Raw genomic sequence first — 14,092 nt, 5'->3', positions numbered from 1 at the left:
GGGCAGAATGAGAAGAATTTTACTTTCAGAAAAAGATTTACCAATGCAATGGTATAATATACAGGCTGATATGCCTAAGTTACCGCCACCACCCCTTAATCCTCAAACTAAAAAGCCTATATCTGCAGATGATTTAAAAGTAATATTTCCCATATCTCTTATTGAACAAGAAATAAGCACTCAAAGATGGATAAACATTCCTGAAGAAGTTTTAAATATTTACGCAAGCTTTAGACCAACACCTCTTTACAGAGCTATTGGACTTGAAAAAGCTCTTCAGACTCCTGCAAAGATTTATTTCAAACATGAAGGACTTGGTCCTGCAGGAAGCCATAAAACAAATACCTCTATACCTCAGGCTTATTACAACAAGATTGAAGGAATAAAAAGAATTGCTACAGAAACAGGTGCAGGACAATGGGGTTCAGCACTTTCCTTGGCAGGAGCATTGATGGGCATAGAGATAACAGTTTATATGGTAAGAGTTAGTTATGACCAGAAGCCTTACAGAAGAATAATGATGGAAACATGGGGAGGAAAGGTTTATCCATCTCCTTCTGATAAAACTGAATCAGGTAGAAGAATTCTCAGAGAAAATCCAGACCACCCTGGAACACTTGGTATAGCAATATCTGAGGCGGTTGAAGATGCAGCAACCCATAAAGATACAAATTACGCACTTGGTTCGGTGCTAAATCATGTTTTACTTCATCAGACAATTATTGGGCTTGAATGCAAAAAACAACTTGAAATTGCAGGAGATTATCCTGATATTGTAATCGGTTGCTGTGGAGGAGGAAGCAATCTTGGCGGAGTCAGTTTCCCATTTCTTTATGATAAAATTCATGGAAAGGAAGTAAGAGTTATAGCAGTTGAACCCTCAAGCTGTCCAACACTTACAAAGGGAGAGTTCAGATATGACTATGGTGACACAGCTGGACTTACGCCTTTTCTTATGATGTATACACTTGGGCATGACTTTGTACCTCCGGGAATTCATGCAGGAGGATTGAGATATCATGGAGACTCACCTCTTGTGAGTCAACTCTGCCATGATGGATTAATTGAAGCAGTAGCAGTAGGACAAACTGCTGTTTTTGAATCTGCTATACTTTTTGCAAGAAGCGAAGGAATAATTCCTGCACCTGAAAGTGCTCATGCCATAAAAGTTGCAATAGATGAAGCTCTGAAAGCAAAAGAAGAGGGCAAAAGAAAAGTAATACTCTTTAATTTAAGTGGCATAGGCTTTCTTGACCTGCCCTCTTATGAAGCATATTTATCTGGTAAGCTTACTGATTTTGAATATCCTGATGAAAAAATAAAAGAATCTCTATCTCAATTGCCAGAGATTAAGTTGTAGTTTGTTCTGTTTTCCATAAACTTTTAAGCACAATCGGAGCGAGTAAAGTTGTAAGAGCAACTACAAAAATAATAACAGCATAAAGGGTATGATCATAAATGCCGCTTAATCTTCCAAATTCTGCAAAGATGAGCCCTACTTCACCTCTTGGAAGCATGGAAAAGCCTACACTTAATTTTTCTCTCATCGTTCCTTTTACAAATAATCCTGCAACTAACTTGGTTATAAGGGCAACTATGAACAAAACAGCACTTAAGAGCCAGAAATGTCCTGAAGTGAAATCTATTGCCTTTAGATTAAGTTGTAGTCCCACGTAGACAAAAAATATAGGAGTAAAAAGCCAGATAAGTGGCTTCAAAGACTCTTCAATCTTATGAATTATTGCTTTATCTGCTTGAAAGGCTGCTGCAAAGGGAATGGTAAATCTTCTTGAAAAGGCAATTCCTGCAGTGAAAGCACCAAGTATCTCAGGCAAGCCTATCTCATGGGCAGCAAAAGCAAAAAGCAGAATTATTGCCACAACCACAGGTGGAACAAAATCAAGAGTATTAAGTCTTTTTGCAAGACTGCTTACAAAATAGGCAAAAATCTTGCCGATAATTGGTGCAAAGAGAAAGAATGTTCCGATATAAAACACCAAAAGAATGGTTGCATTTACATTTATTTCCTGAGTTTTTGAAAATTCATATAATGCAGCAAGCACCACAACTCCAAATATATCATCAAGCACTGCTGCACCAAGCACAACTTGAGCAAAACGTTCTTTCATCTTGTCCAGATCTTCAAGAACCCTTACAGTAATGCCAATGCTTGTGGCAGTGAGAGTTCCACCAATAAACAAAGAAGTGATAGTGGGAAAATTAAAAACATAGTAAGATACAAGAAAACCAATAACCATAGGAGCAAGTGCCCCTGTTATCGCCACAGTAGCGGCAGAGAAACCCACTTCTTTTAGTTGTTTAAGGTCTGCTTCAAGTCCTATATGAAAAAGAAGAAGTATTATCCCAAGTTCAGCAAGAAGCTTCATTACGTCACTTAGAGGAATAATACCTAAAACACTCTGCCCAAGCATGATTCCTACAAATATTTCACCAATTACTGAAGGAATTCCAAATTTAGCAAAAATGTCTCCTGTTAGCCTTGCAAAAAAGAGCAAGATGGCAAGATAAAGGAAAATAAGATGAATTTCCATGATTAAATATCTTTTTTATTTTTCATTGAATCCATTTCCTTAGAATCTTCACTTGAAAGTGCTTCCGCTTTTTGTTCTATCTCAGAATAATCCCCAAAATCTCTACGTGGTAGTTTTGTTTTATATTCTATTATAACCCAAACAGACTCAAATCAAAATTTCTCAGTAGTGTCAAATATTATATCCAGTGCCTTTAAAAAACGTATAGCAAAATGTTCCATCTGCTTGGGTTGTTCTATATAAATCTTGAACTCCTTTATCAAAAGAATCTTCATCAATAATTAAGCTATTTATAGCTTTTTCTCCGATTCCTTCAATCATAGCTATAAAAGTGTTTTTTATGAAGCCTTCAACAAATTTTGGTTTACTTGAATCAACATAAACCATTCTTGGAGACACTTTACAATTTTTGTAACCAGATTCTGTCAAAAGAGGATAAAGTTGTCTCCCAATTAAAGCATTACCTCCAATGTTTAGTTGTAATGTTATCTGAGCATTTATTGCTAACTGCGCGTAATGACTATAAGGATAAAAATAGGCAGAACCATGATCTCCTTCAATTATAGTAATGCTTCCGCCCTTTTTTAATACTCTTTTTAATGACTTTAAAGCCTCAATGGGAGTTGCAAGATGTTCTAAAACAAAACAAATAAAAATGTGATCAAAATACTCATCTGGAAATTGTAAATCAAAAATATCTCCGACTTGAAACTCAACATTATCAATATTAAGTGATTGAATTAATGCTCTTGCTTTATTTAATGAATCTTCAGAAATATCAATGGATATGAATTTTGAATTCGGATTTTTTGAAGCAACAATCTTAGTTTGTGCACCTACGCCACATCCAGCTTCAAGAATTAGCGAATTCTCTGGAAAAACAGAATCATAGTGAAGAAGATCATTCAAACAATTAGCCTGATTTTCAAGACGAATAGTTTCTTTGTCAGTATATCCGTGAATATAATCTCTATCTATTTTCATATATCACCTCTTACTTCTTTTTGCCATTCCGAGGCTGCGGAAGCAGCCGAGGAATCTCCTCCTTTTTTCTATTGCATCAAAGAGAGATTCCTCTTACCCATTGAGGACACTCGGAATGTCCAAAGGAGGAAACCTAAAGGGAATTAAAAGTTTCTTGATTACACTATGCCCTGACATTTAAGAAACAGAATTCCCAATGGAGGAAGGGTCAGACACAAAGAATAAGGTCTTCCATGACAAGGTATCTGGTCTGCCTCAACTCCTCCAGTGTTTCCATGATTAGTTCCTCCATAAATCCAGGAATCACTATTTAAAATCTCTCTCCAGTAACCTTTAAAGGGAACTCCAATTCTGTAATTAAATCTCGGAACAGGAGTAAAATTACACACAACTATAATAACATTTTTCGGATCTTTTGCTTTTCTTAGAAAGCTTACAACACTCTGGTCTGCATCACTACAATCAATCCATTCAAAACCTGCTGGTGAAAAATCAAGTTCATGAAGAGCTGGCTCAGTTTTATAAAGATTATTTAAATCCCTTACCAATTTTTGAATGCCCTGATGTTCTGGATAATCAAGAAGATGCCAGTGTAAACTTCCCTCATGATACCATTCATCCCATTGCCCGAACTCTCCTCCCATGAAAAGAAGTTTTTTCCCGGGATGAGCATACATATAACCAAAAAGAAGTCTCAGATTTGCAAACTTTTGCCATTGATCTCCTGGCATTTTATTCAAAAGAGAACTTTTTCCATAAACAACCTCATCATGGGAAAGTGGTAGCACAAAGTTTTCAGAAAAGGCATACCAGATACTAAAAGTAAGCTCTCCATGATGATATTTTCTGTATATAGGATCTTTTGAGAAATAATAAAGTGTATCATGCATCCAGCCCATATTCCACTTCATACCAAATCCAAGTCCGCCAATATATGTAGGATGCGTAACAAGAGGCCATGCAGTAGACTCTTCAGCAATAGTTTGTGTATCAGGATATTTTTCATACACTGTTTCATTAAGTCTTTTTATAAATTCTATTGCTTCTAAATTCTCCTTACCTCCGTATTTATTTGGAATCCATTCTCCTTCTGCTCTTCCGTAGTCAAGATAAAGCATTGAAGCAACAGCATCAACTCTTAATCCATCAATATGATATTTATCCAGCCAGAAGACAGCAGAACTTATAAGAAAATTTCTAATCTCATTTCTTCCGTGATTGAAAATATAACTATGCCAGTGAGGATGATATCCTTTTTTCGGATCCTGATGTTCATAAAGATATGTTCCGTCAAAAAAACTAAGTCCGTGCCCATCATCAGGAAAATGTGAAGGAACCCAATCCAGAATTACTCCTATTTCATTTTGATGAAGCTTATCAATCAGATACATAAAATCCTGAGGAGTGCCATATCTTGAAGTTGGTGCAAAATATCCGATTGTTTGATATCCCCATGAACCATAAAAAGGATGCTCCATAACTGGTAAAAATTCAACATGTGTAAATCCCATATCTTTTACATATTTTGGTAACCATTCAGCAAGCTCTCTGTATGTTAAAAACCTATTTCCCTGTTCAGGAACTCTTCTCCATGAACCAAGATGAACCTCATAAATTGATATTGGACAGTTAAGCCCATTTCTTTTAACCCTGTTTTTCATCCATTCTTCATCATTCCATTTATATTCTAAATCCCAAACAATTGAGGCAGTGGCAGGAGGTATTTCCCAGAAGAAAGCATAGGGGTCTCCTTTTTCCAAGTGATAACCATATTTTGATATTATGTAATATTTATATTTTGTTCCTTTATCAATTTCTGGAATAAAACCTTCCCATATACCAGAGTTATCCCATCTTACTGAAAGAGGATGCGAAAGTTCCCATCCATTGAAATCACCTATGACATAGACTCTTTCTGCATTAGGAGCCCATACAGCAAAGTAAGTTCCTTTTTTCCCATCAACCTCTATGATATGAGAACCGAGCTTTTCGTAAGCATTGAAGTGATTTCCTTCTTTAAAAAGATAAATATCAAAATCACTAAAAAAAGTTATGTCATATCTTACCATTTCAATTCCTCCTTGAACCACAAACGCCTTAAAATCTAACGAAATATGGTATTACAAAAAATCTTTTAGCTTTCTAATCCCTGTATAGACGAAATAAAATGAAAAACCTATAAGGATAAGAGAACAAATAAAAACCATTTTTTTGTAGAGGCTGTCACTTAAAAATTTTTTCCCTTTATAAATGCCAAAGGATACACTTGAATACCAAGCAAGGTCTCCCATTATATGCCCTAAAAAAAATATAGCTATACCAAAAGCTCCGATTTCCATTGCCTGAACAAGATAGCCAATTCCTATTGTTGCCCACCAGAATGACCAGTATGGATTGGCAAGGCTCAGTAAAATACCTGATAAAAAGAGGGATCCCTTTGTCTGCATGTTTATGTTGTTGTTTAAACTAAGTTTTGGTATGGAACGAAACATTGATAATCCTGTAAAAAAAAGAAACACAGCTCCTATAAAAGCAACAGCAATAAATGTCTCTTTCATCTGTAAAAAATTCCCTACACCGGAGATAATTAAAAATAAAAGAACTAACTCAAGCACACCATGTCCAGTTACCAAAATAGGTCCTGTGAGTATACCTCTGCGTGGTGTCTCTGAAACCGTTACTGCAAAAAGAGGACCTGGCATCATTGCTCCAGATAGAGCTATTATGAAAGAGGATACTCCAATAAAAAGCAGTTCAAGCATTTAAAAACTCTGCCTTTCAAGGCTGCGGTAGTGTATTGCCTCTGCTATATGTTGAGATTTTATATGTTCTAAACCTTCAAGATCAGCTATTGTCCTTGCAACTTTGATTATCTTTGAATGAGCTCTTGCACTTAGCCCAAGTTTTTCCATAGCAGACTGAAGAAGTTTATGACAGTCTTCATCAAGTCGGCAAAATTTCTTTAAATGCTTTGCTTTCATATGCGCATTACAATATATTCCTTCGTTTGTAAATCTTTTAAGTTGAATCTGTCTTGCTCTGATTACTCTTTCTCTGACAGTTTTTGAAGTTTCTGAAGGGGTATCATCTTTCAGTTCTTGATAGTTTACTCTTGGAACTTCAATGTGAATATCAATTCTATCAAGAAGAGGACCTGAAACCCTTGAACGATAACGAATTATCATTTGAGGAGTGCAAGTGCATGGTTTAAATTTATCTCCGTAGTTACCACAAGGACATGAATTCATAGATCCCACCAATAAAAATCTTGAAGGAAACTGAACAGTAGCGTAGCTACGTGCAACTGTCACAAAGCCATCTTCAAGAGGTTGCCTAAGTACTTCTAAAACATTCCTCTTAAACTCTGGAAGTTCATCAAGAAAAAGCACTCCATTGTGGGCAAGAGAAACCTCGCCAGGTTTTGGAATTTGCCCACCGCCAATCAAAGCAACGTCACTGGATGAATGATGGGGTGCTCTGAAAGGACGTGAATTGACAATACCTTTTCCATCAGGTAATAATCCAGCTACACTGTGAATTTTTGTTGTCTCAACTGCCTCATTAATGGTCATTGGTGGAAGTATTCCTGGAAGTCTTCTTGCAAGCATGCTTTTCCCACTTCCTGGTGGGCCTATCATCAAAATATTATGTCCTCCTGCTGCCGCAATTTCAAGTGCTCTTTTTGCCTGAAATTGCCCTTTAACATCTGAAAGATCTTCATAAAGTTCAACCTCTTCTAAATAAGCAACTTCTGATTTAAATGGTTTAATAAGTTTTTCACCCCTTAAAAAATTGACAGTTTCTGCCAAATCTTTTACAGGATAAACCTCAACTTCCTCTACAACTGAGGCTTCTTGTGCATTCTCAGGAGGAATTATTATCTTTCTAATAGCGCCATTTTTCATTTTTGAAGCTATACATAAACTCCCCTTAATAGGCTTTACTTTGCCTTCTAAAGAGAGTTCTCCCACAATTAAAAAGTCCTTTAAAATATCCTTTGGAATGTGTCCTTCCGCAGAAAGTATTCCTATGGCTATTGGAAGGTCAAAAGATGAACCTTCTTTTTTAAGGTCTGCCGGTGCTAAGTTAACTGTAATCTGTTTTATAGGAAAAGGAAATCCTGTATTTTTAAAAGCAGCTTTGATTCTATCACGAGATTCTTTGACTGCTGTATCAGGAAGACCAACAATGTTGAAATGGGGAAGTCCTCTCTGTGCTATGTCCACTTCTACATCAACAGCATATGGCTCTATTCCTATCAAATGAGCACTTTGAACCTTGGCGAGCATTTCTCTCCTCAAATCTTCTATTTATATCATTTAAAATTTCTTGTTTGGTCTTATTCCACTTAGGAGCAATTAAAATATCTTCTGGTGAAGTTGCAAAAAGTCTCTGTATAACAATATCCTGACGAAGTCTTTCAATAAAATCAACTATAAAATCAAGATAGTTTTCATACTCAAAAACAGGAAAGGGATCTCTCTCATAGATATATGCCAGAAGAGTATCCTTAACAACTTGAAGTTGATGAATTTTTAGAAATTTTATTGGATGAAGATTTATTTCATCTGCCATGGCAAGCGATTCTTCTCTTGTTTCTGTGGGAATTCCAACAATTATATGTGCTCCGACTAAAATACCTCTTTCATGAGTATTATAAACAGCTTTAAGAAATGTAGAATAATCATGCCCTCGCATAATATACGCAAGAGATTTTTCATAAATTGACTGCATTCCATATTCAACAATTATCATATGAGTTTTTGATAGCATTTGAAGTAACTCAAGTTTTTCATCATCAACACAGTCCGGACGTGTTCCAATTGCAAGTCCAACTACTTCTGGATGAGAAAGAGCTTCTTTATAAAGTTTTTCAAGATGGTCTATAGGTGCATAAGTATTTGTATAAGGTTGAAAATAAACAAGAAATGCTTTTGCTTTATATCTTGCTTTTAAATATCCTATTCCATTTTTAATTTGGTCAATAAGCGGCTTTGAAGGTGCGCAACTTGATGGCCTAAAGGAATCGTTGTTACAGTAAATACAGCCAGTTGTTCCAAGTGTTCCATCCCTGTTTGGACATGTAAAGCCTGCGTCTACGTTTACTTTATAGACTTTTTTCCCGAATATTTCTTTTAAATATTCTCCAAATGAATAATAGCGATTCATCATAGTTTTTTCTAATATATTTGAAAGAGTTTAGTCAATTAACTTCAATTCAAGATTTTTTCTATACATATCATATGTTATCATGATTTTTTAATAATTTCATATTTTTCTTTGGGATAAATCTAAAAAAACAAAAATCTCTCATGAACAAAAGTCATCTTAGATTGCAAGATAAATTTAAGGATAGGTAAAAAGGTTGAAACAAACTTACAGTTCTTGGTATTATTATAATTAGCCGAAGTGGTGGAACTGGTAGACACGCACGTTTGAGGGGCGTGTGGGGAAACCCGTGCGGGTTCGAGTCCCGCCTTCGGCATTAAATTCTTCTTAAAAATCAATTCATTCAAAGCGAATTTATAGTTATTTTTTGATTCAAATTATAGCACAATCTATTTACATAATTTTCATCTTGATTCTGACTTCTCTCAGATTTCATGGCTTGAAATACGCCTTTGCAAATTTCCTTGTTATGAATATTTTAAAGGCATAAGAACATTAAAATAACTCTGGGACATTCTCATCTTTTTTTTACCAGAACACAAAATAAAAGCTGTGCCTGTCTAAATAAATTCCTCCCTCACTTAACAAATCAAAGGGTACAAAAACTGGCACAGTCAGTATCTTTTAGGAGTGTATCCCTATGTAACCCCTTGAAAAATCTAATGGACGGTAGGGGATTTGAACCCCTGGCCTCCAGAGTGCGATTCTGGCGCTCTCCCAGCTGAGCTAACCGCCCTTTATGTTTTATAATATCATATTAAATAAAAATTTTATTAGGAGGGAAGATGAACTGGCAAGAAGTAAAGAAAGCAGCTAAAGAAAAGCTTAAACCATATTGTCGTGTATGCCCTGTATGTAATGGGATTGTCTGTGCAGGAGAAGTTCCAGGAATGGGAGGTGTTGGCACAGGCTCTTCTTTTAAGGCTAATATTGAGGCTTTAAATAAGATTAAACTCAACCTTTCCACTATTCATGATGTAAAAGAACCTAATACATCAGTTGAAATCTTCGGGCAAATGCTTTCCCTTCCTGTTATGGCAGCACCAATAACTGGTACAACATATAACATGGGAGGAGCTGTTACTGAGGATGTTTATACACAGGAAGTAATTGCAGGCTCTCTTATGGCAGGCACTCTTGGATGGATAGGTGACGGAGCAGACCCATTAATGTATGGAAGTGGAATTAATGCAATCAAACAAAATAATGGAAAAGGAATTCCGATAATTAAACCAAGAACTCAGGACGAAATAATTAAAAGAATTCGTATTGCTGAAGAGGCAGGAGCTATTGCCGTGGGAGTTGATATTGATGGAGCTGGACTTATTACAATGGCACTTAAGGGACAACCAGTAAGTCCGAAATCTCCGAAAGAGATTGAAGAGCTTGTTAAAGCAACAAAACTTCCTTTTATTTTAAAGGGAATAATGACACTAAGAGAAGCAGAAATAGCATACAATATGGGAGTAGCAGCCATTGTTGTCTCAAATCATGGTGGAAGAATTCTTGACCATACACCAGGGGTTGCAGAAGTTTTGCCTGAAATTACAGAAAAACTTAAAGGCAAAATAACAATCATTGCAGATGGCGGAGTCCGCTCAGGAGTTGATGTGCTCAAACTTTTGGCACTTGGGGCAGATGCTGTGCTTATAGGAAGACCTGTTGTGGTCGCTGTTTTTGGTGGAGGGAAAGAAGGACTTAAACTTTATTTTGAAAATATAAAAAATGAACTAAAACAGGCAATGCTTCTTACAGGAGTTGCATCTGTAAAAAATGTACCTCAAAATATCTTAAGGGTCTAATGTAATGCTGCTCAGGCATATTGCTTGAGCAGCAATCCCCTCACCTCTTCCAATAAAACCCATTCCTTCATTAGTTTTTGCTTTAATATTTACATTTAGCCCAATTTTGTGCAAATTTTCTTTCATAGCTGAAATATAAGGAGACAGCTTAGGCTTTTCAGCAAAAATCGTGCAGTCAACCCATACAGGTTTAATTTTTTGCTTTTTTACAAGTTCAAGGGTTCTTTTAAGTAAAATAAAGCTTGAAATATCTTTATATTGAGAATCTGTATCAGGGAAATGCCTACCTATATCATCAAGTCCTGCAGAACCTAATATAGCGTCAATTATTGCATGTATAAGAACATCTGCATCAGAATATCCTTCAAGTCCTTTTTCATAAGGAATTTCAACTCCACCAATGATAAGTTTCTTGCCAAAAACAAGTCTGTGGCTATCATATCCTATCCCTATCCTTAAGGAACTCATTTCATCATATTGTAAAAATGACTTCATTTTTTCTAAATCTTGTTTTATTGTTATTTTAATATTTTTTTCATCACCTTTTACAGCAATCACTTTACCACCATATCTTTCTACTAAAAAAGCATCATCTGTTCCATAAATTCCTTCTTCATATGCCTTTTCATATGCTTGAAAAAGTCTCTTAAACCAGAATGCCTGAGGTGTTTGAACTGCTCTCAAAATGTTTCTATTAAGAGTACCACCAATAATATTTTTCTGTTTAATCCATTTAATCGTATCAGTTAATTCAACTACAGGGATTACACCATCAATCTCAGGATTCATAGCGTCAATAATTCTTTCTATTAGTTCTTTGCTAATTAAAGGTCTTGCCGCATCATGAATCAATACAACATCAGTATCTTTATGTAATACTTTTAAAGCATTATAAACAGAATCCTGTCTCTCAGTTCCTCCTTCTATAATTCCTTTTACCTTTTGAATTTTAAAGCTCTGAATGATTTCTTTTATTCTTTCAATCGCTTCTTTTCGTGTTACAATCCATATATCATCAATAAATTGCGTATTTTCAAAGGTTTGAAGAGGGAACATAAAAAGAGGTTTATTATTGATTTCAACAAGTACTTTATCTGGAGAACCGAACCTTTTTCCTGCACCAGCTGCAACTACTATAACACTGCGTTTCATTCTATTGTTCTTTTTCACCAAAAGGATCGTCAGTTTTCGGCTTTCCAAATATCATTCTTCCTGTCCCTGTCTGTAAAACACTGTGAATTACAACATCAATGGTTCTACCAATGCTTGACCTTCCTTCTTCAACAACTACCATTGTTCCATCATCCAAGTAAGCAACTCCTTGATCAGGTTCTTTGCCTTCTTTAACTATGAAAAGCCTTAAAACTTCACCTGGAAGCACAGGAGGTCTCATTGCCTGAGCAAGCTCATTTAGATTTAAAACAGGCACTCCCCTTAATTGAGCAATTTTTATAAGATTCTGGTCATTTGTAATTAGTGTTCCTTTCAAAATTCTTGAAAGTTCAATAAGTTTTGTATCAACTTCTTTTATTTCTGGAATATCTTTTTCAACAATCTCAAATCTTATTTTTTCTGCTCTTTTAATCCTCTGTAGAATATCCAGAGCTCTTCTGCCTTTTGCTCTTCTTAGGGGGTCTGGAGAATCTGCAATATATTGAATTTCTCTTAAAACAAATCTTGGAATTAATATTGTCCCCTTTACAAAGCCGAGTTCTATAAGGTCTGCAATTCTACCATCTATAAGAACATTGGTATCAAGAATTTTTGGTTCTTCCCATATAGCTTCTTTTTTAATTATCCATAAAATATCAGCAAGTTTGATTGTTTCAGCCTTTTTAAAACCAAAAATCGCACCAGCATATCCAAAAGCTGTTATAAAACTGAAAGCGACAGAATTAAGGTTTGAGGATAAGATTAATAAAGGCAAACTTAGAAGAATCCCTGTGAAAATTCCTAAAAAAAGTCCTAAAAAGCAAAATAAAATTTGTGAACTAGTCATTTTTTTCAGTTTTAAGTAGATAAAAATAGTTAAAAAAATACTACCTGCTAAAATAATTAAACCTGTCACGAAGGGATGCAGGATAAACCCTTGAGCCTGTAAATTAACCGAAACAATAGCAAACAGAGTTATAGCAAAAAGAAAAATTAAAAAACTCATGAGCCTAAAATCATATAAAATTTTTTACCGCCTCTGTTTATCAAAACCAGAACATCAGGCTTTGAAATTTTCTGTATAGCTCTTTGAAAATCAGAAGCGGATAGTATTTTTTGCCTTTCAATTTCCATTATCAGGTCTCCTTTCCTAAGTCCTGCTGTCTCCGCAGGTGAACCTGGTTCAATCTTATAAACAACCACTCCTCTGTCTTCAGGGTCTGCTCCAATCTGTTTTGCCATTGATGATTCAAGGTCAATTACTGAAATTCCTTTGAATGGATTTTCAAATTTTCCTGTTGTTTTTTTGAAAATTTTAGTTTCTTGAAACTGTTCAGAAGGAAGTTGAGCAATTGTAACTGAAGTTGTATAATTTTGTCCTTCTCTGAAAATTTTCAAATTTACAATTGAACCGACCTTACTTTGAGCTACAAGATTTTTTAAAATAGCACTTTCTGTTATCTGTTTCCCATCATATTCAATAATAATATCACCCCTACGAAGTCCAGCTCTGTAAGCTGGTGATTGTTTGGTCACATCTGTAACAATAACTCCGTAAGGTTCTTTTAGTCCAAATTTTTCAGCCAGTTCAGCTGTTAAATCCTGAACCATTATTCCTATCCATCCTCTTATAACCTTCCCTTCCTTTATTAAACTATCCTTTATAACTCGTGCCATGTTGCTTGGAACAGCAAAGCCAATTCCCTGATATCCTCCTGTTCTTGAAAATATTGCTGTATTTATTCCTATGATTTCTCCCTTTATGTTTACCAGAGGTCCACCTGAGTTTCCTGGATTAATTGCTGCATCTGTCTGAATAAAATCCTCATAGTCAGCAATTCCCACATCAGCTCTACCAGTTGCACTTATTATCCCCATTGTTACAGTATGAGTTAATCCATAAGGATTACCTATAGCAAGAACAAAGTCTCCAACTTGAAGCTTATCAGAATCGCCCCATGGTGCAACAGGTAAATCTTTTGCATTTATTTTAATTACAGCTAAATCTGTTTTGGGATCAGCACCTATTATTGTAGCCTTAAATGTTCTTCTATCATAAAGAGTTACTTTTATGTCTTCTGCTTGCTCAACAACATGATAGTTAGTTAGCAGGTATCCATCATTTGAAACAATCACTCCAGAACCCATGCTCATTTCTTTCCATTTCTTGCTATGAGAATTACCAAAAGGTGGTAGAAACTCAAAAAGATCTTCAAGTGTCGGAGGAGTCTGTACAGTTCTGGTTGTGGAGATATTTACAACTGAAGGAGAAACCGCTTTTACAATTTCAGCAAAGCTTTTGACAGGTTCTGTAATATCTCTATAAATAGGAATAGACTGTCTTGGTGCAGTTATCAAATAAAAGATTATTGCTCCTGTTAGACATCCAATAGCAAAAATTAAAATAATTAAACTGAGTTTTTTCCTATTCAT

General features: G+C 35.5%; 11 protein-coding genes and 2 tRNA genes. 3 read left to right on the top strand and 10 right to left on the bottom strand.

Annotation, left to right across the window (positions count from 1 at the left end; all coding sequences use genetic code 11):
* The first annotated feature begins 7 nt into the window (after positions 1-7).
* Positions 8-1,360 carry a TrpB-like pyridoxal phosphate-dependent enzyme gene (locus THEYE_RS00410; protein ID WP_012545858.1) on the top strand — a complete coding sequence of 451 codons (1,353 nt, stop codon included), beginning with the start codon at positions 8-10 and terminating at the stop codon, positions 1,358-1,360.
* On the opposite strand, the gene THEYE_RS00405 is transcribed toward THEYE_RS00410, so the two are convergent.
* The 6 genes from THEYE_RS00405 to mnmL all read right to left on the bottom strand — a co-directional run bounded on the left by THEYE_RS00405 (position 1,350) and on the right by mnmL (position 8,708).
* Positions 1,350-2,552: a cation:proton antiporter gene (locus tag THEYE_RS00405; protein ID WP_012546769.1), complete on the bottom strand. Its 1,203-nt coding sequence runs from the start codon at positions 2,550-2,552 to the stop codon at positions 1,350-1,352. The genes THEYE_RS00410 and THEYE_RS00405 overlap by 11 nt on opposite strands.
* 171 nt (positions 2,553-2,723) lie before the next feature.
* Complete coding sequence (locus THEYE_RS00400) at positions 2,724-3,536, bottom strand: class I SAM-dependent methyltransferase (protein ID WP_012546523.1); 813 nt, start codon at positions 3,534-3,536, stop codon at positions 2,724-2,726.
* A gap of 158 nt (positions 3,537-3,694) precedes the next feature.
* Positions 3,695-5,605, bottom strand: coding sequence for a 1,4-alpha-glucan branching protein GlgB (glgB, locus tag THEYE_RS00395; protein WP_012545591.1), 1,911 nt, complete (start codon positions 5,603-5,605; stop codon positions 3,695-3,697).
* Positions 5,606-5,656: 51 nt separating this feature from the next.
* A complete protein-coding gene (locus THEYE_RS00390; protein WP_012545227.1) occupies positions 5,657-6,298 on the bottom strand; it encodes a LysE family transporter in 642 nt (213 codons plus the stop codon).
* The gene (locus tag THEYE_RS00385; protein WP_012546463.1) at positions 6,299-7,825 is read right to left on the bottom strand and encodes a YifB family Mg chelatase-like AAA ATPase; all 1,527 of its coding nucleotides are present in this window, start codon (positions 7,823-7,825) and stop codon (positions 6,299-6,301) included.
* On the bottom strand, positions 7,770-8,708 hold the full coding sequence (gene mnmL, locus THEYE_RS00380; RefSeq protein ID WP_012544990.1) for a tRNA modification radical SAM protein MnmL/YtqA: 939 nt from the start codon (positions 8,706-8,708) through the stop codon (positions 7,770-7,772). The genes THEYE_RS00385 and mnmL overlap by 56 nt, the downstream gene beginning before the upstream one ends.
* 231 nt (positions 8,709-8,939) lie before the next feature.
* On the opposite strand from mnmL, the gene THEYE_RS00375 reads away from it, so the two are divergent.
* Positions 8,940-9,021, top strand: a tRNA-Leu gene (locus tag THEYE_RS00375).
* Between the two features lie 347 nt (positions 9,022-9,368).
* Here the strand turns inward: THEYE_RS00375 and THEYE_RS00370 are convergent.
* Positions 9,369-9,441 (bottom strand) — tRNA-Ala (locus THEYE_RS00370).
* Positions 9,442-9,490: 49 nt separating this feature from the next.
* Here THEYE_RS00370 and THEYE_RS00365 point away from each other — a divergent pair.
* Positions 9,491-10,507: an alpha-hydroxy-acid oxidizing protein gene (locus THEYE_RS00365; protein ID WP_012546010.1), complete on the top strand. Its 1,017-nt coding sequence runs from the start codon at positions 9,491-9,493 to the stop codon at positions 10,505-10,507.
* Here THEYE_RS00365 and ispD read toward each other — a convergent pair.
* The 3 genes from ispD to THEYE_RS00350 all read right to left on the bottom strand — a co-directional run bounded on the left by ispD (position 10,496) and on the right by THEYE_RS00350 (position 14,092).
* Positions 10,496-11,659 (bottom strand): 2-C-methyl-D-erythritol 4-phosphate cytidylyltransferase, encoded by a 1,164-nt coding sequence (gene ispD, locus THEYE_RS00360; RefSeq protein ID WP_012546162.1) that lies wholly within the window; start codon positions 11,657-11,659, stop codon positions 10,496-10,498. The genes THEYE_RS00365 and ispD overlap by 12 nt on opposite strands.
* A gap of 1 nt (position 11,660) precedes the next feature.
* Positions 11,661-12,434: a PIN/TRAM domain-containing protein gene (locus tag THEYE_RS00355; protein WP_169720686.1), complete on the bottom strand. Its 774-nt coding sequence runs from the start codon at positions 12,432-12,434 to the stop codon at positions 11,661-11,663.
* Positions 12,435-12,661: 227 nt separating this feature from the next.
* Positions 12,662-14,092, bottom strand: coding sequence for a DegQ family serine endoprotease (locus THEYE_RS00350; RefSeq protein ID WP_012545143.1), 1,431 nt, complete (start codon positions 14,090-14,092; stop codon positions 12,662-12,664).

This window comes from Thermodesulfovibrio yellowstonii DSM 11347 (assembly GCF_000020985.1).
Taxonomy (GTDB): Bacteria; Nitrospirota; Thermodesulfovibrionia; order Thermodesulfovibrionales; family Thermodesulfovibrionaceae; genus Thermodesulfovibrio; species Thermodesulfovibrio yellowstonii.
This window is presented reverse-complemented; position numbering and strand designations above follow the sequence as displayed.